20 protein-coding genes are annotated in these 17,868 nt (G+C 66.9%); 13 read left to right on the top strand and 7 right to left on the bottom strand.

All coding sequences use genetic code 11. From position 1 onward, the window contains the following. Positions 1 to 38 precede the first annotated feature (38 nt). Both ACZ522_RS15845 and ACZ522_RS15840 read right to left on the bottom strand, forming a co-directional pair. Positions 39 to 503: a TIGR04206 family protein gene (locus ACZ522_RS15845; RefSeq protein ID WP_379697468.1), complete on the bottom strand. Its 465-nt coding sequence runs from the start codon at positions 501 to 503 to the stop codon at positions 39 to 41. Between the two features lie 10 nt (positions 504 to 513). Beyond that, positions 514 to 1,626 carry an OBG GTPase family GTP-binding protein gene (locus ACZ522_RS15840; protein ID WP_379697471.1) on the bottom strand — a complete coding sequence of 371 codons (1,113 nt, stop codon included), beginning with the start codon at positions 1,624 to 1,626 and terminating at the stop codon, positions 514 to 516. A gap of 138 nt (positions 1,627 to 1,764) precedes the next feature. On the opposite strand from ACZ522_RS15840, the gene ACZ522_RS15835 reads away from it, so the two are divergent. From ACZ522_RS15835 to ACZ522_RS15810, 6 genes are all read left to right on the top strand, one after another. Further along, positions 1,765 to 1,965, top strand: coding sequence for a VNG_1110C family protein (locus ACZ522_RS15835; RefSeq protein ID WP_379697473.1), 201 nt, complete (start codon positions 1,765 to 1,767; stop codon positions 1,963 to 1,965). Between the two features lie 43 nt (positions 1,966 to 2,008). Then, positions 2,009 to 2,374 (top strand): DUF7541 family protein, encoded by a 366-nt coding sequence (locus tag ACZ522_RS15830; protein ID WP_379697476.1) that lies wholly within the window; start codon positions 2,009 to 2,011, stop codon positions 2,372 to 2,374. A 73-nt stretch (positions 2,375 to 2,447) separates the two neighbouring features. Then, a complete protein-coding gene (locus ACZ522_RS15825; protein ID WP_379697479.1) occupies positions 2,448 to 2,831 on the top strand; it encodes a DUF6684 family protein in 384 nt (127 codons plus the stop codon). A 59-nt stretch (positions 2,832 to 2,890) separates the two neighbouring features. Then, a complete protein-coding gene (locus tag ACZ522_RS15820) occupies positions 2,891 to 4,660 on the top strand; it encodes a cbb3-type cytochrome c oxidase subunit I (protein ID WP_379697482.1) in 1,770 nt (589 codons plus the stop codon). A gap of 326 nt (positions 4,661 to 4,986) precedes the next feature. Beyond that, entirely contained in the window at positions 4,987 to 5,262 is a 276-nt protein-coding gene (locus ACZ522_RS15815) for a DUF7520 family protein (protein ID WP_379697485.1), read from the top strand. Between the two features lie 99 nt (positions 5,263 to 5,361). Further along, on the top strand, positions 5,362 to 5,754 hold the full coding sequence (locus tag ACZ522_RS15810; protein WP_379697488.1) for a universal stress protein: 393 nt from the start codon (positions 5,362 to 5,364) through the stop codon (positions 5,752 to 5,754). A gap of 89 nt (positions 5,755 to 5,843) precedes the next feature. On the opposite strand, the gene ACZ522_RS15805 is transcribed toward ACZ522_RS15810, so the two are convergent. Continuing rightward, positions 5,844 to 5,993 (bottom strand): YbbN family protein, encoded by a 150-nt coding sequence (locus ACZ522_RS15805; protein ID WP_379697491.1) that lies wholly within the window; start codon positions 5,991 to 5,993, stop codon positions 5,844 to 5,846. Between the two features lie 93 nt (positions 5,994 to 6,086). Here ACZ522_RS15805 and ACZ522_RS15800 point away from each other — a divergent pair, with 93 nt between their 5' ends. Beyond that, positions 6,087 to 6,833 carry a GNAT family N-acetyltransferase gene (locus ACZ522_RS15800; RefSeq protein WP_379697494.1) on the top strand — a complete coding sequence of 249 codons (747 nt, stop codon included), beginning with the start codon at positions 6,087 to 6,089 and terminating at the stop codon, positions 6,831 to 6,833. On the opposite strand, the gene ACZ522_RS15795 is transcribed toward ACZ522_RS15800, so the two are convergent. After that, complete coding sequence (locus ACZ522_RS15795) at positions 6,830 to 8,443, bottom strand: long-chain-fatty-acid--CoA ligase (protein ID WP_379697497.1); 1,614 nt, start codon at positions 8,441 to 8,443, stop codon at positions 6,830 to 6,832. The genes ACZ522_RS15800 and ACZ522_RS15795 overlap by 4 nt on opposite strands. Before the next feature lie 173 nt (positions 8,444 to 8,616). Between ACZ522_RS15795 and ACZ522_RS15790 the strand changes: the two genes are divergently transcribed. Beyond that, on the top strand, positions 8,617 to 8,859 hold the full coding sequence (locus tag ACZ522_RS15790) for a hypothetical protein (RefSeq protein ID WP_379697500.1): 243 nt from the start codon (positions 8,617 to 8,619) through the stop codon (positions 8,857 to 8,859). 120 nt (positions 8,860 to 8,979) lie between these two features. Here the strand turns inward: ACZ522_RS15790 and acs are convergent, their stop codons facing one another. Continuing rightward, entirely contained in the window at positions 8,980 to 10,959 is a 1,980-nt protein-coding gene (acs, locus tag ACZ522_RS15785) for an acetate--CoA ligase (protein ID WP_379697503.1), read from the bottom strand. A 130-nt stretch (positions 10,960 to 11,089) separates the two neighbouring features. Beyond that, positions 11,090 to 11,902, bottom strand: a complete 813-nt coding sequence (locus tag ACZ522_RS15780) for a mycofactocin-coupled SDR family oxidoreductase (protein ID WP_379697505.1) — start codon at positions 11,900 to 11,902, stop codon at positions 11,090 to 11,092. 128 nt (positions 11,903 to 12,030) lie between these two features. Here ACZ522_RS15780 and ACZ522_RS15775 point away from each other — a divergent pair, with 128 nt between their 5' ends. The 5 genes from ACZ522_RS15775 to ACZ522_RS15755 all read left to right on the top strand — a co-directional run bounded on the left by ACZ522_RS15775 (position 12,031) and on the right by ACZ522_RS15755 (position 16,687). Next, complete coding sequence (locus tag ACZ522_RS15775) at positions 12,031 to 13,239, top strand: glycosyltransferase family 4 protein (RefSeq protein WP_379697507.1); 1,209 nt, start codon at positions 12,031 to 12,033, stop codon at positions 13,237 to 13,239. A gap of 76 nt (positions 13,240 to 13,315) precedes the next feature. Next, positions 13,316 to 13,660 carry a hypothetical protein gene (locus ACZ522_RS15770; protein WP_379697509.1) on the top strand — a complete coding sequence of 115 codons (345 nt, stop codon included), beginning with the start codon at positions 13,316 to 13,318 and terminating at the stop codon, positions 13,658 to 13,660. Next, positions 13,657 to 13,797 carry a hypothetical protein gene (locus ACZ522_RS15765; RefSeq protein ID WP_379697512.1) on the top strand — a complete coding sequence of 47 codons (141 nt, stop codon included), beginning with the start codon at positions 13,657 to 13,659 and terminating at the stop codon, positions 13,795 to 13,797. Before ACZ522_RS15770 ends, ACZ522_RS15765 begins: the two co-directional genes overlap by 4 nt. A 93-nt stretch (positions 13,798 to 13,890) precedes the next feature. Further along, positions 13,891 to 15,327, top strand: coding sequence for a glycosyltransferase family protein (locus ACZ522_RS15760; RefSeq protein ID WP_379697514.1), 1,437 nt, complete (start codon positions 13,891 to 13,893; stop codon positions 15,325 to 15,327). Between the two features lie 76 nt (positions 15,328 to 15,403). Continuing rightward, the gene (locus ACZ522_RS15755) at positions 15,404 to 16,687 is read left to right on the top strand and encodes a glycosyltransferase family 4 protein (protein ID WP_379697517.1); all 1,284 of its coding nucleotides are present in this window, start codon (positions 15,404 to 15,406) and stop codon (positions 16,685 to 16,687) included. Between the two features lie 23 nt (positions 16,688 to 16,710). Here ACZ522_RS15755 and ACZ522_RS15750 read toward each other — a convergent pair whose 3' ends face one another. Then, on the bottom strand, positions 16,711 to 17,856 hold the full coding sequence (locus tag ACZ522_RS15750) for an acyl-CoA dehydrogenase family protein (protein WP_379697520.1): 1,146 nt from the start codon (positions 17,854 to 17,856) through the stop codon (positions 16,711 to 16,713). Positions 17,857 to 17,868: the final 12 nt, after the last annotated feature.

Raw genomic sequence — 17,868 nt, 5'->3', positions numbered from 1 at the left:
TCCCACGGCCGTTTGGGACGCTCTATCGCGTCGTCGCGTCACTTCCGCCGCCGCTTCGCGCGCGGCCAGTACGCCCACCACGCGACGGTCCAGAGGGCGAGCGTTCCGACGGGCCACGCCGTCCGACCGGGTTGCACGGAGAACCCCCACGCGAGAGACAGTTGCGCGACGCCGGCGAGGACGAGGAGTCCGCCCGTCACGCGCGGGTCCTCCGGTCCCCCTCGCCATCCGACGACGGCGCTCACCGCCGCGCAGACGTAGAACGCGACCGAGAGCGGCCACGAGAAGATGTACTCCGGGAGTCCCCGGGTGTAGACGAACAGGAAGTCGGTGAGCGTCGTCGCCCGCACGGGCGCGGTGTTCAGAAGTCCCCACGCGAACAGGAGCGTCGTCCCGCCGTCGGCGTAGCGTTGAACCGACCACGGAACCGCCAGAAGTGCGAGGAGTGCGAGGACGGCGCGTTCGTCGGAGGGAGAATCCTGTCGGCCGGTGCGTCGGGACACGGACGCCGGTTCACTTCCGCGAGACGATGCGGAGGACGTCCTCGTCCCGCAGTTCGTGGTCGCGTCCGACCTGTTGTTCGTCGTGTTTCGCGCTCGGGCCCGTGACGCGCGCGAACCGGAACCGTTCGTCCAACGTCCCGCCAAGTCTGTCGAGGGCGTCATCGACGGTGTTCTCGTCCTCCGTGAGGACGAGGGGCTCCTCGTAATCGACGCCGCGGCCCGGCTTGTCCATGTAGATGCGGATGAGTCCGAGTTCCTCCCACATCTTCTCCTTCAGGGCGTCGAGGCCCTTCTCGGCCTCCGCGCTGATGAAGACGGCCTCCTCGGGGTCGATACCGACCTCCCTGAGGTTCTCCTCGACCGTCGGCAGGTAGTCGCGGTCGATGAGGTCGGCTTTGTTGACCGTGACCATCGAAGGCAGGTAGACGCGGTTGTCCATGATGCCGTCGATGAGTTCGTCTATCGTCAGGTCGCCGCGGACGGTCACGTCGGCGTTGACGTACCCGTGTTCTCTGAGGACGTCCTTGATCGTCCCCTCGTCGAGGGACACGTCGTCTGTCGTCGTGACCTGAAGCCCGCCCTTCCCCGTCTTCGAGATGGTGAGGCTCGGCGGTTCGGAGTCGAGTCGAATCTTGTTCTCGTACAGTTCGTGGCGGAGGCGTTCGTAGCGCTCGATTTCGAACACCGAGAGCATGAACACCACGAGGTCGGCGGTCCGAACGACCGAGAGCACCTCCTTGCCGCCGCCGCGGCCGCCCGCCGCGCCCTCGATGAGGCCCGGCACGTCGAGGATCTGGATGTTCGCCCCGTTGTACTTCAGCATCCCGGGGTTGACGTTCAGCGTCGTGAACTCGTACTCGCCGACTTCGCTGTCGGCGTTCGTCAGGGCGTTGATGAGCGTCGACTTGCCGACGCTCGGGAATCCGACGAGCGCGACGGTCACGTCGCCCGTCTTCTCGACCGCGTAGCCGTGGCCGCCACCGCTGGAGGACTGTTTCTCGAGTTTCTCCTTCTTTTCCGCGAGCTTCGCCTTCAGACGCCCGATGTGCGACTCCGTAGACTTGTTGTAGGGCGTGTTCGCGATCTCCTCGCGGAGTTCTTCGATCTCTTCCTCCAGTCCCATCGGTTACTCGTCGGCCACGTGCGTCGAAAAACCTGTTCCTTCGTCTCGGTCTCGGTGGTTGTGTCGCGCACGCGAGGGCGCGCGAGAAGCGCTTCGATAGCGTTATACTGGGGACTCGTGACCGAGGAGGTAGACGAGATGCCGGACGCTTCCACGTTTCGGGACAGGACGGAGATAGTGGTTCCGTGCGAGTCGTTGAGCGAGGTTCGGAACGAACTCGAATCGGAGTTCACCGTCACCGTCTTCCCGAGGGACGGCGTCTGCCGCATCATCGCCAGCCCGGTGGAGATTCGGGCGGTCGAGCAGTTTCTCACGAACCACGGCGTCACCGTCCCCTGATCCGTTCCGAAGCGCTTTGTACCCCGCGCGACCAACCTCCGGTATGGACGAAACGCCGGGACTCTCCGACCAGTACCGGATGGCCAGCCCGTGGCCCCTGTTCGTTGCGCTCGGAATTCCCATCTCCGAAATCGGCATCCTGTTCGACCTCTTCCCCGTGGCGGTCGGCGGACTGCTCCTCTTCTCCGGGAGCGTCGCCGGGATGTCCCACGAGTCGGGGTACGCGAAGACGCCGTGGCGGGCGCTGGTCGTCCTCGCGGCGATTCTGCTCGTCTCCGGCGGCGTACTGGCGTTCGCCGGCGTGGGCCTCGTCACCCGCGGGTACGCCATCGCCGTCGCGGGAGCGATACTCCTCGTCGCCGGCGTCGTCGGCGAACTGGTCGCGGACGAGGGCACGGAACCGTACTGAGGGCGCGACGTTCGCCCGTTCCGACCGGTAGCGAACCAACAACCTATTTGATTCCGGCCGAGAAGACACTACCATGGCGAACAAGATCTTCGACAGGGACACGGTGTTGGACCTGACGGTCAACGTCATCCCGTTGTTCATCATCGTCTTCTTCATCGTCGGATTCGCGGTGTACCCGGCGTTCGGAACCGACCTGCTCCCGTCCGCGATTCAGTTCGGCCTGCTCGTCGTGCCGTTCGTGATGCTGACGGTGCTGACGTACCTCTCGGGGAAGGCCGTCTCCTCCGCCGAAAAGACGGCGACCGTCTTCCCGCCCGGACAGGCGACCGTCCCGGGAACGAAGCCGCTTCACGAGGCGGAGCACGAGGCCGAAGCGGTCCCGGCGGAACCCGACGCTTCGACCGGCGAAGAATCCGTCGCGGCGGGCGCCGAAGCGGCCGAGTCCGACAGACAGTAGCGACCTCGCGTCGACCCATACCCGCACCTTTCATTACCCTCCGTTCCTGAGAAGCACGCATGGAGATCAACGGACAGTTGGCGCTGACGGTCCTCATGGGGGTCTTCCTCGTGGCCGTCGCCGCGTGGCTCGCGCGGATCGAAAACTGGCGCTCCTACACGCCGCTTGCCGGCGGCGGTGGCGTCGGCGGGCACGAGCAGCACGTCCACCAGGAGAAACCGTCCGGGCTCATCCGATGGTTGACCACGGTAGACCACAAGGACATCGGCATCCTGTACGGCACCTACGGACTCATCGCGTTCGCCGTCGGCGGGTTGATGGTCGTCCTCATGCGGGCCGAACTCGCGGACCCGAACGCGACCCTGATGTCGAACACCTTCTACAACTCGCTGATGACGAGCCACGGCATCACGATGCTGTTCCTGTTCGGGACGCCGATCATCGCGGCGTTCGCGAACTACTTCATCCCGCTTCTCATCGGCGCGGACGACATGGCGTTCCCGCGCATCAACGCCATCGCGTTCTGGTTACTGCCGCCGGGTGCGCTCCTCATCTGGGCCGGCTTCTTCCCCATCCCGGAGGTCATCCCGGCGCAGACGGGGTGGACGATGTACACGCCGCTTTCTGCGGGCGTCGGAAACGGCAATCAGGCCAACGCCGGTACTGACCTGATGCTCCTCGGCCTGCACCTCACCGGCGTCTCCGCGACGATGGGCGCTATCAACTTCATCGCGACCATCTTCACGGAACGCGCCAAGGAGGTCACGTGGGCGAACCTCGACATCTTCTCGTGGACGATACTCACCCAGTCGGGGCTCATCCTCTTCGCGTTCCCCCTGCTGGGGAGCGCGCTCATGATGCTGATTTTCGACCGTAACTTCGGAACGTCGTTCTTCGTCAACGGCGGCGGGCCGATACTCTGGCAGCACATCTTCTGGTTCTTCGGCCACCCGGAGGTGTACGTGTTGGTGCTGCCGCCGATGGGCATCGTCAGCCTCGTGTTGCCGCGCTTCACGGGCCGTCGGCTGTTCGGCTTCAAGTTCGTCGTCTACTCGACGCTGGCCATCGGCGTCCTCTCGTTCGGCGTCTGGGCGCACCACATGTTCGCGACGGGTATCGACCCGCGCCTCCGCGCCTCGTTCATGGCCGTCTCGTTGGCGATCGCCATCCCCTCTGCGGTGAAGACGTTCAACTGGATAACGACGATGTGGAACGGCAACGTTCGGCTCACCACGCCGATGCTGTTCTGCATCGGATTCGTCTCCAACTTCATCATCGGCGGCGTCACCGGCGTCTTCCTCGCGTCGATTCCGGTCGACCTCGTCCTCCACGACACCTACTACGTCGTGGGTCACTTCCACTACATCGTCATGGGCGCCATCGCCTTCGCGGGCTTCGCGGGCATCTACTACTGGTTCCCCCTCTACACGGGGCGGATGTACCAGCGCACCCTCGGGAAGGCGCACTTCTGGCTCTCGATGGTCGGGACGAACCTGACGTTCTTTGCGATGATTCTGCTCGGCTACGGCGGCATGCCGCGCCGGTACGCGACGTACCTGCCGCAGTTCACCGACCTGCACCTTCTGGCGACGGCCGGGGCGTTCACCCTGCTCGTTGGTCAGATAATCTTCGTCGGAAACATCGTCCAGTCGTGGCTCGAAGGTCCCCACATCACGGACGGCGACCCGTGGAACCTCAAGGAGAACAACCTTTACACCTCCGAGTGGGACTGGTTCAGCCGCAAACTCGAAACCGCAATCGCCGACGGCGGCGAGGAGGAGGAGACTCCCCTCACCGACGGCGGCTGTCCGTCCGACGCGGACGAGTAATTCCGGTCGCGCAGTTCGCTTTTCGTTCTTTTTCGCGTCTCAGCGTCGTCTCTCACCGCTCGCCGAAATCGAAGAGTCGGGCGCGGCGTCGCACGGGCGCGTGCGGTCGCTCAGGCGCCGTTCGTCGGAGGGTGCGGCCGAGACGGCCGCCGGTCAGAACACGAGGACGATACCGGTCAGGAACATCAGCGCCGCCACCGCGGCGAGAACGATGCCGAGGAGGTCCTTGTCGGACATATCCGAACGTTGGCGTCGAGGGACAAAGACTCGTCGGTGTCGCGAGGGGAGAGCGGAACCCCTAACCCGAACCGGTCGTAGGTTCGAACGTGAGTCAGTCCGTCTCCCAGTCCGACGGTTCGGGCGTCGACGGTCCGCGGTTCGTCGGCTACCTCTACGTGCTTCTCGTCTGTTTCGCCGGCACCGCCGGATTCCTGCTCGGTACGTTCGTCGAGAACCTCCAAGCGCCGCGCTTTCTCTTCGTGATACCGTTCCCGCCGACGCCGTTCGGCTTCGCGGCCTACGGCGCGTTGACCATCGCCGTCGCGTTGGGGATTCCGCTGCTCCTCGTGGTCTACGTCTCCGAGAACGTGGTCGAGGAGTGACTCCGACTCCGAAGCGAGTCGGCGCGTCGGGAGGTGTGTGGGCCGAATCCCGCCGCCGTCCCCCAAAAGACTAAGCCTCGGGGGCAGTCATCTGTGCCTATGTATCACGTGGTAGTCGGCGTCGACGACGAGGAGGAACACGCGCTCCGGTGCGTGGAAGAGGTCGTCGAACTCCCCGGCGGACCCGAGGAGAAGAGGGTGACGCTCATCCACACGTTCGTCGACAACCCCAGCGGTGCGTCGGCGACGCAGGTCCAGTCGGTTCGGGAGGCGGCGGACTACCTCGAGGAACGCGGCGTCGAGTACCAAATCGAGGAGTCGAGCGGCGACCCCGCGGACGCCATCGTGACCACCGCCGACCGGGAGGAGGCGAACCTCATCGTCGTCGGCGGGCGGAAGCGGTCGCCCGCGGGGAAGGCGTTGTTCGGGAGCGTCACGCAGTCGGTCATCCTCGGCGCGGAGCGACCGGTGATGGTCACCGGCGTCGAGTAGTCGGCGTTCGGCGTCGCGGCGTCGTTTCTCGGGGAGCACTCGTACCGAGCGACGGCAACACAAAAGGAGACGACTGCGACGAGCGGAGCCTACGCGCTCCCGCCGAACGCCTCGTCGAACCGTTCTGCGAGCGTCTCCGGACGGCAGCGTCCCGTCAGCGTCTCCCGCAGTTCGCCGCCGCGGAAGACGAGCACCGCCGGGGCGCTATCGACGCCGAACTCGCGGCGGGCGGCGTCCACACCGACGCCGTCGGAGCGTCGCAGTCACCGATAACCGAATTCACCCCGTGCGAACCCCACGAGCGTGAAGTGAGGAACTCCCGTAGGGAACCCATGGACGTGAGGGATGCTAACAAGGATGACGCCGAACAGATACGCTCCGTCGCCCGCCAGTCGCTTCTGGCCTCGTACGGGCACGCCTTCGACGAGGAGACGCTATCGGAGGCGGTATCGGAGTGGTACGACCGAGAGCAGGTGACCGCCACAGTGAGCGACGACGACGCGGTGTTGGTCGTCGGAGAAGACGACGGCGACGTCGTGGCGTTCGCCGAGAGTTACATCGCCGAGAGCGAGGTGGCCGTCGGCGAGATAGACTGGCTCCACGTCCTCCCCGACTACCGGGGGGAGGGCCACGGGACGCGGTTGCTCCGACACGTCGAGCAACGACTGGTGGACGAGGGGGTCGAGCGAATCCAGGGCCGCGTGCTGACCGAGAACGAGGCGGGGACGACGTTCTACGAGGACCACGGGTTCTCGGAGGGGCACGAACGGGAACTCGACATCGGCGACGAGACGTTCGTCGAGCGGATATACACGAAGCCGATCGACGACAGTCCGGCGCTGGAACCGCACGAGACGCCCGACGGCGAACGCCTCTTCGTCGCCTACGACGAGGCGTCTCGGGGGTCGAAGTCGCCGTTCGTGGCGGCCTACGCCGACGAGAACCGCGAGAACCTGCACGGGTGGATGTGCTCGAACGACGATAGCTTCGACTTGGCGATGGACACGATGGGACGAATCGAGTGCAACACCTGCGGCAACAAGCGGAAGGCCACGCGGTGGGACGCCTCGTACCTCTAACCCTGCCCGACCATCCGGTCTTCGTCCTCCCACTCCTTCTCCCGCAGTTCGTACTTCTGGACCTTCCCGGTGGCCGTCTTCGGCAGTTCGGCGACGAACTCTATCTCCTTCGGTACTTTGAACGTCGCGATGCGCTCCCTGCAGTAGTCGAGCAAGTCGGACTCGGTGACGCCCGGGTCCGCGGGGTCGCCGTTCGCGGGCACGACGAACGCCTTCGGCGACTCGCCCCATTCCTCCGAGGGCGCCGGGATGACCGCCACGTCGCCCACCGCCTCGTGGTCGAACAGGGTGTCCTCCAACTCGATGCTGGAGATGTTCTCGCCGCCGGAGATGATGATGTCCTTCTTCCTGTCCTGAATCGTCACGAAGCCGTTCTCGTCCACGACGGCCAGATCGCCCATGTGGTAGTAGCCCTCCAGACGCTCCGAGAACGCCTCTTCCGTCTCCTCGGGTTTGTTCCAGTAGCGGTCCATCACCTGGTTGCCGCGGACGACTATCTCGCCGATGGTCTGGCCGTCTCGCGGCACGTCCTCGCCGTTCTCGTCCACGACGCGGACGTCCGTCCCGACGTAGCCGATGCCCTGTCGCTTCTTCAGGTCGAACCGCGCCGGGTCGTCGTCGTCGAAGAAGCGGCGGGCGTGCGACGTGGTGATGAGGGGCCCCGTCTCCGTCGCGCCGTAGACGTGCATGAGGTACCAGCCGAACTCCTCCTCGACGGTCCTGATGGTCGCCTCCGGCGGGGCCGCGCCCGCGGTGGCGACGCGAACCGGGTTCGCGCCCGTCGTCTCCACGCCGCCCTCCCGGTCGTAGTGGTCCATCAGCAGGTTCAGCACCGTCGGCGCGGCGCACATGTAGGAGACGCCCTCCCCGCGCACGGCGTCGAAGATGTCCGCCGCGTCCACGCCGCGGGTGCAGACGTGCTTCGCGCCGTGTCCCGTCACGGAGTAGATGTGACCCCACCCGTTGACGTGGAACATCGGGAGCGTCCAGAGGTACACGTCGTCGTCCGCGAGTTCCTGATGCATCGAGACGAGGTAGGCGTGGAGCGTCTCCGTCCGGTGGGTCCGGCAGACGCCCTTCGGGTCGCCCGTCGTCCCGGAGGTGTAGTTGATGGTGACGACGTCGCCCTCGTCCATCTCCGGGCGGTCGTACGCCGCGGAGTCCGCTAGTTCCTCGTCGAACGAGAGCCACTCGCCCTCGACGGCGTCGGCGTCGTTCGTCACGAACGTCTCCGTCGGCACATCGTCGCGTATCGCCTCTATCTTCTCGGCGTACTCGTAGTCGGCGTAGACGACGTCCACGCCCGCGTCGTTCAGGATGTACTCGTAGTCCGCGGGGACGAGTCGGTAGTTCAACGGCGTGTGGACCGCCCCCACCTGCATCGACCCGTAGGCGGCTTCGAGGTGGTAATGCGTGTTCGGGTCGAGGACGGCGACCCTGTCGCCCTTCTCCACCCCGTATCGCTGCAACGCCGCCGAGAACCGGTCCGCCCTGTCCCCCAGTTCGTCGTACGTGTAGCGCTCTCTGGTCGTCGCCACGACGGCCTCTTTCGACCCGTAGTACCGCCGCGCGCGGTCCAAGAAGTCGGTGACGAGGAGTGGTTTCTCCATACCGACCGTACATAATCATCTATCAGTATAAAATTGCGGTTCGCCGGGCTCTCCGTGCGGCTATTGATGTCACGGCAGCGAGAGGTACCGCTCTTTCACTCCCCCCGGACACGGGTTACCTACCTATCAGTTCGCAGAAAGTAACTTACCCGCTCGCCCCGTTAAACCCGGCAATGGCTCTCTCAGACTACGCCGGTCGTTCGCCGAACGGGCGGGACGACGCGACGGTGTTGCGCGTCGCCCCGCACCGCCTGTGGCGGCCGGGAGACGAACGAGTCGAAGCGTGCGCCTACAGCGGCGAGGAGATTCCGCTCTCGGAGAGACACCTCCTCGTCGTCCTCGACGTCGGCGGGAACCGGGTCCGAAAGTACGTCAGGGACGAGTCGTCCCTGGAGGCGTGGCTGAACGGCGAGTGACCGGGCGACGGGCGGACGGAGGCGGCGAATCCGCTCGGCGTTCGGTTCGTCGCGCGAAAAAAGCGTTCGGGGAGTCGAATCACCGCCGTCGGACGACGCCGCGGCGGGCGCGTCGCGCCGTCAGTCGCCCTGCACCTTCGTTTGGATGTCGGTGACGATTTCGGGGTTGCGGAGCGTCGTCGTGTCGCCGATTTCCTCCTCGTTCGCGATCTCCTCCAGCAGACGGCGCATTATCTTGCCGGACCGCGTCTTCGGCAGTTCGGGCGTGAACACGACCTGTTCGGGGCGGGCGATGGGGCCGATGGCGTCCTCGACGCCCTCGACGATTCGCCCGCGCATCTCGTCGTCGCCCTCGTAGCCGTCCTCGGTGATGACGTAGGCGTACACCGCCTCGCCCTTCACCTCGTGGTTGCCGCCGACGACGGCCGCCTCCGCGACGCCCTCGACGCCGACGATGGCGGACTCTATCTCCATCGTGCCGAGGCGGTGCCCGGAGACGTTGATGACGTCGTCCACGCGGCCGAGGATGGTCATGTAGCCGTCCTCGTCTATCTTCGCGCCGTCCTCGGGGAAGTACACCCACTCGTCGGCGTCCTCGTCGGAGTACTCGGCCCAGTACTCGTTGATGAACCGCTCGTCGTTCTTGTAGAGGGTGCGGAGCATCCCGGGCCACGGCTTGTTCACCGTGAGGTAGCCCGCGCGGCCGGGCTCTATCTGCTCGCCCTCGGTGTCGACGATGCGGGCGTCGATGCCCGGAAGCGGCGGGCCGGCGGACCCGGGCTTCATGTTCTTCACGCCGGGCAGGGTCGTTATCATCATCCCGCCCGTCTCGGTCTGCCACCACGTGTCCACGACGGGGCACTCCTCGCTGCCGATGTGCTTGTAGTACCACTTCCACGCGCGGGGGTTGATGGGTTCGCCCACCGTCCCCAGGAGGCGGAGCGACGACAGGTCGCGGCGTTCGGGGAACTTCGAGCCCCACTTCATGAACGCGCGGATGGCCGTCGGCGCGGTGTAGAACACGTCGACCGCGTACTTCTCGACGATGTCCCACAGGCGGTCGCGCTCGGGGAAGTCAGGCGTGCCCTCGTACATCACCGTCGTGGTTCCGAGCGCCAGCGGTCCGTAGACGATGTAGGAGTGGCCCGTGATCCAGCCGATGTCGGCCGAGCACCAGTAGGTGTCCTCGGGCTTCAGGTCGAGGACGGCGTGTGAGGTCCACGCCGTGTACGCGAGGTAGCCGCCGGTGGTGTGTTTGACGCCCTTCGGCTCTCCGGTCGTCCCGGAGGTGTACATGAGAAACAGCATGTCCTCGGCGTCGCGTTCGACGGGGTCGACGCGCTCGCCCCGCTGTTCGTCCATCAGGTCGTCCCAGTCGTGCTGGTTCTCCGCCAACTCGTGGCCGAAGCCGTCGTCGCCGAGGCGGTTCACGACGACGGTGGCTTCGACGTCGTGGTCGACGCCTTCGAGCCCCTCGTTGGCCTTCTCCAAGTGGTCGAGGGCGTCGCCGCGGCGGTAGTATCCGTCGCAGGTGACGAGGTAGTCGGAGTTCGCAGAGTTCATCCGCGTCGCGAGGGCGTCCGCGGAGAACCCGGCGAAGACGACGGAGTGGGGCGCGCCGATGCGGGCGCACGCGAGCATGGCGATGGGGAGTTCGGGCACCATCGGCATGTACAGCGTGACGACTTCGTCCTCCTCGACGCCCATGTCGCGGAGCGCCGCCGCGAACTCGTTGACCTCGCGGTAGAGGTCCTGATAGGTGTACGTCCGCGTCTCGCCGTACTCGCCCTCCCACTTGATGGCGACGCGGTTCTTGTCGCCGTTCTCGACGTGGCGGTCGACGCAGTTGTACGACGCGTTGAGCGTCCCGTCCGAGAACCACTCGTAGAACGGTTCGTTCGAGTCATCCAGAACCGTCTCGTACTCCTCGTCCCAGTCGAGCAAGTCGGCGGCCCGTTCCCAACAGTCGGGCCAGTTCTCCTCGAACTCCTCGTAGATGTCGGGGTCCGAAACGTTCGCCTGCTCGACGAACTCGTCAGAGGGCTCGAATTCTTCCTGTTCAACCAGCCGTGCCTCTAATTCACCGTCACCATCTGACATAGGTCATGGTAATAAACCGAATCCTGCATGATAAATCTATGCCAACCCGCAGCGGGTGGATTCCCGACCCGTCTGCGAATTTTGCCGCTGGCGATACGTAGGCTCGGGGGTCGGTTCCATCGATCCGACCTCAGACGGCGGTCGCACCGGCGGCGACCGGAAGCGCGACGCCGGTGACGAAGCGAGCGTCGTCGCTGGAGAGCCACATGAACGCCGCGCTCACGTCCTCGGGTTGGAGGATGTCCTCGAAGAGGTTGTCCGGCCCCGTCTGCTCCGCGATTTCGGCGATGTCCTCGTCGATGGTCTCGACGATGCCGGAGGTCATCTCCGTGTCCACGGCCGTCGGGCAGACGGCGTTGACGGTGATGTCGTGCGGCGCTAACTCCATCGCCAGCGTCTTCGTGAGGCCGATGACGCCGTGCTTCGCGGCGGTGTAGTGGCCGAGGCCGGGCGACGCGCCGAGGCCGGCGGTCGAGGAGGTGTTGACGATTCGTCCCCCGTCGCCGCGCTCTATCATGTGGCCGCCGACGTGCTTCGCGCAGAGCCACATCCCCTTGAGGTTCACGTCGAGCGCGAGGTCCCACGTCCGTTCGTCCAGTTCCATCAGCCCGGAGACGGGCGCGACGCCTGCGTTGTTCGCCAAGATGTCGATGCGGCCGAACTCCTCGACCGCCTCCCCGACGGCGCTCTCCACGTCGCCCTCGTCCGAGACGTCCATCTCGACGCCGAGGGCGTCCTGCCCGCGTTCCTCGACGAGTTCGACCGTCTTCTCCATCTGCTCTCGGCCGGAGAGTTCGTACTTCGACTCCTCTTTCGTCTCGCAGATGTCCGTCACGACGACGTCCGCGCCGTTCTCGGCGTAGTGGAGCGCGTGCGACCGACCCTGCCCGCGGGCCGCACCCGTGACGAACGCTACCTTCCCGTCGAAGTCGTACGTGGCCATACGGCCGACGACCGACGGCTACGTTATCACCCCTCTGCCTGCACGTTCGGCGTCGCGCGCCGAGACGCGGCGACGGTCGCCGAGAACGGCAACAGCCCTTTTCTCCGTCGGCGGAGGACGGTAGGATAATGCGAATCCTCGTCGCCGCTCACGACTTCTACCCCGACCCGGGGTCCGGCGGAAGCGGTCGCTACGTCTACGAGACGGCGCGGCGACTCGTCAGCCGGGGCCACGAGGTGTCCGTCGTCACCCGACGGCGCGGAGACGTCCCCGCGCGCGAGACGGTGGACGGCGTGGACGTCCGCCGCTACGACCTCTCCGTGGCGAACCGGTCCGCCCCCGAGATCCTCCGGCAGTTACCGGACGCCGCCGGGGCGGTGAACGCCGCCTGCAAGGGAATCGACCCGGACGTGCTGAGCCTCCAAGGCCCCGTCACGGGCGTCCTCTCGGACCGCGCCGTGCCCGACGACGTCCCCCGGTCCTGCACCTTCCACAGCCCGTGGCCGACGGAGTACCTCCTCAGAACGCGGGACGGCGACCTCCCTCGGTGGCGGCGGGAACTGAACGCGAGCCTGCGCCGGCAACTCGAACGCCGCCTCCTCGAACGCGCCGACGACGTGGTCACCCTCAGTCGGTTCATGGACGACCAGCTGTGCGGCGTCTACGGCCCGGTCCACGACGCCTCCGTCGTCCCGGGCGGGGTGGACACCGAGACGTACCGCCCGGACGCGGGAACGTACGACCGCATGGAGGGGGGAGCCGACGCCGACGGCACCGCGTTCCTCACGGTGCGGCGGTTGTCCCCCCGGATGGGCCACGAACTCCTCTTGGACGCCTTCGCCGACCACGCCCCCGACCACCCCGACGACCGCCTGTACGTCGCGGGCGACGGCCCACTCCGCGAGGAGTTGGAGGCGCGGGCGGCGCGTCTCGGTATCGACGACCGGGTGACCTTCCTCGGGTACGTCCCCGACGCCGACCTGCCGTCCGTGTACGCCACCGCCGACGCGTTCGTCCTCCCGACGACGCGACTGGAGGGGTTCGGACTCGCCACGTTGGAGGCGCTCTCGTCGGGGACGCCCGCCGTCGGGACGCCCGTCGGCGGCACCGTCGAGATACTCTCGGAGTGCGAACGCTCGCCGGAGATACCCGAACGGATGCTTCTGGCGGGCGTGGACGAGGACGAACTCGCCGCGGCCCTCGGTCGGTGGTCCGCGCTGTCGCCCGCCGAACTGGAACGCGCCGGCGAGGCGTGCCGGCGGCACGTCCGCGAGCGGTACACGTGGGACCGGACGGTGGAGAAGCGGGAGAAGCGGTACGCGGAGCGAGTGGCCTGAGGGCGTCCGACGCGAACGCGGCGGCACCGCCCGCGTTCGCACCTCACTTTTTGCACGCTCCCGGCGATAGCGCCCCATGGGAGAGTTCGACCCGGTCTCGTGGGAGACGAGAGACGCGGTGTTCGGCCGTTTCGGTGCGGAAATCGAGGAGTACGTCGAAGAGATAGACCCGCGAGCACGCGGAGAGGACCCCTACGAGGCGGTGAAAGCCGTCCACGACGCGTTGAGTTCGACCCTCGGAGAGGAGGGCCGGACCGTCTCGGGCCTCGGGGAGGTGTTCGTCACCGCGTACCTGCTGGAGAGGCGGGGCGTCGTCGCGCCCGGGGACGCCGAACGCGAGTACCGTTCGCTGGCGGACCGCCGTCCGACCGACGAACGCCTCGCGGAACTGTTCTGGGAACGAGAGCGGACCCTCTGGTGATAGGCGTCCTATGCGGGGTTCATCCGTCGCTGGTGTCGTACTGGCTCTCCGAGGGCGACATCCCCCTGATGGAGCGGAACTTCACCGAGGAGTCGATGCGGCGGATACGCACGTATCGGGCGGGAAGCGAGGGGTGAGTCGGCGCGGTACGCTCGCGACGGCCCGACGGTGATAAACTGCAGTCGCCTGCAAGCAGGCCCGTTAGTGGCGGAACGGGAGTATCTGACTTCGTGCGCGTACTCGTCGTCCCGGAGGTGTACCGCGCGGACGCCGGGGCGTGCGGAACGCTCCGCGACGCGGCGACGTGGGTCCGCGAGTGGTTGGACCGCGACCCGACCCTGCACGTCTACTGGTTGCTCCCGCCGCGCGAGGAGGCCGGGTACGACCGCAAGGACGTTCTCGCCGACCGGCGGCGCGTCACTCTCCTCGAAGCGCGGACGCTCGGCGGGGTCGAGGACCGCGAGGTGCTGACGGACTGCGGGTACTCGACGGCGCAACTGGCGGTCCTGCGCGACGAGATATTCGCCGAGGGCGCGTACCTCGACGCCGTCGTGGACCAACTCCGCGGCGGTCGGTTCGCGCTCTACGAGTGGTTGCTCGACCACGTGGAGCAGTGGGCGGCGTCCGTCCGCCCGTTCGACGTTATCGCCAACGTCCACGACCTGCAGGTGCCGTTCAAGTACCGGTACTGCTCGCACCGCAACGACTTCCAGATGGTCCACGAACTGTGCGCGGCGACGTTCGCCGACGGCCGGTGGTTCACCGCGGGCGTTGACCGCCGCCAGTTCCGCGAACGCGCGGCGGAGTTCCTCGACTCGGGCGCGGTCGAAGACGCCCTCGAAGACGCCGTGACGACCGGGAGCCCGATTCGCGTCGGGCGGTTCGAGGAGTCCTACGCCGAGGAACCGCGGACGCTCCACCTCGCGGGATCGCTCTGGGACAAGAAGAACGCCGACCGACTGCTCGCCGTCGGAGAGCGGTTGCACGAGGAGTTCGGAATCGAGACTGCGCTGACGAGCATGGAGGAGATACCCGAACGCTACCGCGCCCCCGAGTGGGTGCGGGCGTTCCCGAACGCCGACCGGGAGACGTACGAGCGAATCCTCCGTGAGGGCGACCTGACGGTGTGCGCGAGCGAGTACGAGACGATGGCGCGGACGTGGTTCGAACAGGCCGCCAGCGGACAGGTCCTCGTCGCGCGCGACGAACCGTGGGTCCGCGAGTGCGTCCCCGACGGCTACCGCCTCCTCGCAGACGTGGACGGCCTCGCCGACCGCGCGGCGCGGGCCGTCGAGGACTGGGCCGAAGCCGTCGCGGAGAACCGCCGCCTCGTCGAACACGTCCGGGAGACGCGGAGTCCCGGCGCCGTCGGCGACCGGACGTACGCCGACTTGCGCCGCCGCGTCGACGCGAAGTGCGACGCCTACGAGTCGGACGCCGGCCCCGAACGGGCGGCCGTCGCGGCCGTACTGGACGGAGCGGACGGCCCTCTCTCGCTCGACGCCCTCGTCGAACGCACCGCGGCGTTCACGGACGACGGCAGACCGGTGACCGCGAACTCCGACGTCGCCCGGACGGACGTGCGCTACGCCCTCCGTTCGCTCGGGTACGCCGACACGGGGGACCCCGGGACGCCGGCGTTCGCGTCGACGGAAGAACTGTGGTAATTTATCGCATAGGTACTTAATGCGCCTGCAAAAGTAGCCTGTCGGGTTAGACCGTCACCGTTCGAACGGAGACGGTATGAGCCCCGGAGAGACTGACGCGAGTGTAGCGAGATACGACGAGACGACGTCGGAACCGGGCGATTCGGGATCTGCCTCCGTCGCGGTGATTCACATGGACCTGATGTCGAAGGGCGGCGGAGAGGCCGTGGCGATGAACGCCTTAGAGGCGTTGCAAGCAGAGTACGACGTGACGCTCATCACGCTGACCGACCCCGACATCCCGGCGCTCAACGACTTCTTCAACACCGAGGTGGACGCCGAGGCGTTGACGGTGCGTCGGGCGGGCGTCCTCGCGCCGACGATGCACGAGACGTTCGGGCTGAAGTACTACATCCTCCAGAACGCCCTGCTGGGACGGTACGCCCGCCGTCACGCCGACGAGTTCGATCTCCTCGTGAGCACGATAAACGAGCTCGGCTTGGAGACGGACTCCGTGCAGTACGTCCACTTCCCGTTCGACTGGACGGTGAGTTGCGCCGACAGGGACCACATCTTCCACCCCACCGTCGAGGACGACTCGTGGTACGAACGCCTCTGCACTCGGGTGGCGGGCGTCAGTCGCCGCGACATCCGGGCGAACACGCTGTTCGCGAACTCTCAGTGGACCGCCGACGTCGTCGAGGACGCCTACGGGACCAAACCCGAGGTGCTCCACCCGCCCATCGACACGAGCGAGTTCGTCAACCTGCCGTGGGAGGAACGCGAGGACGGGTTCGTCACCGTCGGCCGCATCGAACGGAGCAAGCGCATCGTCGAGATGATACGCGTCGTGGACGGCGTGCGCGAACGCGGCCACGACGTCCACTTCCACGTCATCGGGCCGACGGTGGACGAGGAGTACCGCGAGGAGGTGGCCGCGATGGCCGCCGAGAGAGAGTACGTCGAACTCGAAGGCGAGGTGCCGCGGAGCGAACTCGTCGAGCGAATCTGCACCCACAAGTACGGCATCCACGGCAAGGAGTACGAGCACTTCGGCATGGCCGTCGCGGAACTCGCCGCGGGCGGCACCGTCCCCTTCATCCCCTCGAACGGCGGGCAACACGCCATCGTCCGCGACGAGGAACTGCTGATGTACGACTCGCCCGAGGACGCCGTCGAGAAGATAGTACACGTCCTCGAAGACGAGTCGCTCCAGCGAGAACTGCGGATGAGCACCCGCGAGATAGAGCGTCGCTTCGGCCGGCGGCGGTTCAAGCGGGAGTTCCGCGGCGCCGTCGCGGGCGCACTCGCGCAGTCCCGCGCGGGCGAACGGGAACGGACGGCCGCCGTCGTCTCGAACCCGGCGTCGAACGAGAACTGACGGCGTTCGCGCCCCGCGCCGCCTCACCCCTCGTTCTCGAACACGGCGTCCGCGAGTGCGTTTTTGTGCGTCTCGTTCGGACCGCCGGCGATGGTGAGCAGTCGGGCGTCGCGGAGGTAGCGTTCGACGCGTCGCTCCGTCGTGTAGCCGACGCCACCGTGCAACTGCACCGCGTCGTTGGCGTTGTCCACCGCGGCCTGCGTCGCGCGTATCTTCGCCATGCTCGTCTCCCGGCGGACGTCCGCGCCCGTCTCCGCTCTCTCGGCCCTGTCCGCGGCCCGGAGCGTCAGGAGTCGGGCGGCGTCGACCCGTTCGGCCATCTTCGCCACCTCCCAGCGGACGCCCTGAAAGTCGGAGATGGTCCCGCCGTGTTGCTCCCGTTCGCTCGTGTACGCCACGGTGTCTTCGAGTGCCGCCCGCGCGATGCCGACGCCGCGCGCGGGGACGTTGACGCTGGTGTGGACCTCCCCCCGCCGGACGTACGCCTCGCCCTCCTCGCCGACCATCCGGTCGTCGCCGACGCGAACGTCCGAGAGCGTCACGCGCGGGGACTTGACGCTCTTGGCCCCGAGCGTCTCCCACACCGTCTCCACCTCGAACTCCTCGGCGGGGACCAGAAACGCGCTGACGTTGTGCGGGGCGTCCCCCTCGGGTCCGGTCTTCGCGTACGTCAGCACCACGTCGGCGTCGAAGAAGTTCGTCACCCACTGCTTGTGGCCGTTCAGCACCCACTCGTCTCCGTCTCTCTCCGCGCGCGTCTCCATCGCGAGTTTGTCGGTGCCGGCGTCCGCCTCGCTGAGACCCAACGCGCCGACGGTGTCGTACGTCGCCATCTCGGGGAGGAAGCGCTCTCTCTGTTCGTCGGTTCCGAACCGTTCGACGACGGCGGCGACGCCGAGGTGCAGGCCGAGTGCGCTGGCGACGGACATCAGCGCCGCCGACAGTTCCTCGACGACGAGTGCCAACTCCACGAGTCCCTCGCCGCGCCCGCCGTACTCCTCGGGGAGGGTGAGTCCGGCGTACCGGCGTTCGCCGAGTTCGGCGAGAATCTCCTCGGGGGACGACTCGCTCTCGTCTAACTCCCCCGCGCGCGGTTCGATTTCCGTCCGCGCGAACTCCCGCGCCTCCTCGCGCAGGGTCCGTTGCGCCGCCGTGAGTTCGAAATCCATGCGCCCCCTACA

The sequence above is a fragment of the Halopelagius fulvigenes genome (assembly GCF_055398025.1).
Note: the sequence above shows the minus strand (reverse complement) of the source record. Positions and strands in the feature narration are given on the sequence as shown.

Coding starts and splice junctions, on each gene's coding strand:
- ACZ522_RS15755 (WP_379697517.1), top strand. CDS start 15,404: ATGAGCCCCGGAGAGACTGACGCGAGTGTAGCGAGATACGACGAGACG.
- ACZ522_RS15835 (WP_379697473.1), top strand. CDS start 1,765: ATGCCGGACGCTTCCACGTTTCGGGACAGGACGGAGATAGTGGTTCCG.
- ACZ522_RS15800 (WP_379697494.1), top strand. CDS start 6,087: ATGGACGTGAGGGATGCTAACAAGGATGACGCCGAACAGATACGCTCC.
- ACZ522_RS15775 (WP_379697507.1), top strand. CDS start 12,031: ATGCGAATCCTCGTCGCCGCTCACGACTTCTACCCCGACCCGGGGTCC.
- ACZ522_RS15840 (WP_379697471.1), bottom strand. CDS start 1,626: ATGGGACTGGAGGAAGAGATCGAAGAACTCCGCGAGGAGATCGCGAAC.
- ACZ522_RS15810 (WP_379697488.1), top strand. CDS start 5,362: ATGTATCACGTGGTAGTCGGCGTCGACGACGAGGAGGAACACGCGCTC.
- ACZ522_RS15770 (WP_379697509.1), top strand. CDS start 13,316: ATGGGAGAGTTCGACCCGGTCTCGTGGGAGACGAGAGACGCGGTGTTC.
- acs (WP_379697503.1), bottom strand. CDS start 10,959: ATGTCAGATGGTGACGGTGAATTAGAGGCACGGCTGGTTGAACAGGAA.
- ACZ522_RS15795 (WP_379697497.1), bottom strand. CDS start 8,443: ATGGAGAAACCACTCCTCGTCACCGACTTCTTGGACCGCGCGCGGCGG.
- ACZ522_RS15820 (WP_379697482.1), top strand. CDS start 2,891: ATGGAGATCAACGGACAGTTGGCGCTGACGGTCCTCATGGGGGTCTTC.
- ACZ522_RS15750 (WP_379697520.1), bottom strand. CDS start 17,856: ATGGATTTCGAACTCACGGCGGCGCAACGGACCCTGCGCGAGGAGGCG.
- ACZ522_RS15825 (WP_379697479.1), top strand. CDS start 2,448: ATGGCGAACAAGATCTTCGACAGGGACACGGTGTTGGACCTGACGGTC.
- ACZ522_RS15830 (WP_379697476.1), top strand. CDS start 2,009: ATGGACGAAACGCCGGGACTCTCCGACCAGTACCGGATGGCCAGCCCG.
- ACZ522_RS15780 (WP_379697505.1), bottom strand. CDS start 11,902: ATGGCCACGTACGACTTCGACGGGAAGGTAGCGTTCGTCACGGGTGCG.
- ACZ522_RS15790 (WP_379697500.1), top strand. CDS start 8,617: ATGGCTCTCTCAGACTACGCCGGTCGTTCGCCGAACGGGCGGGACGAC.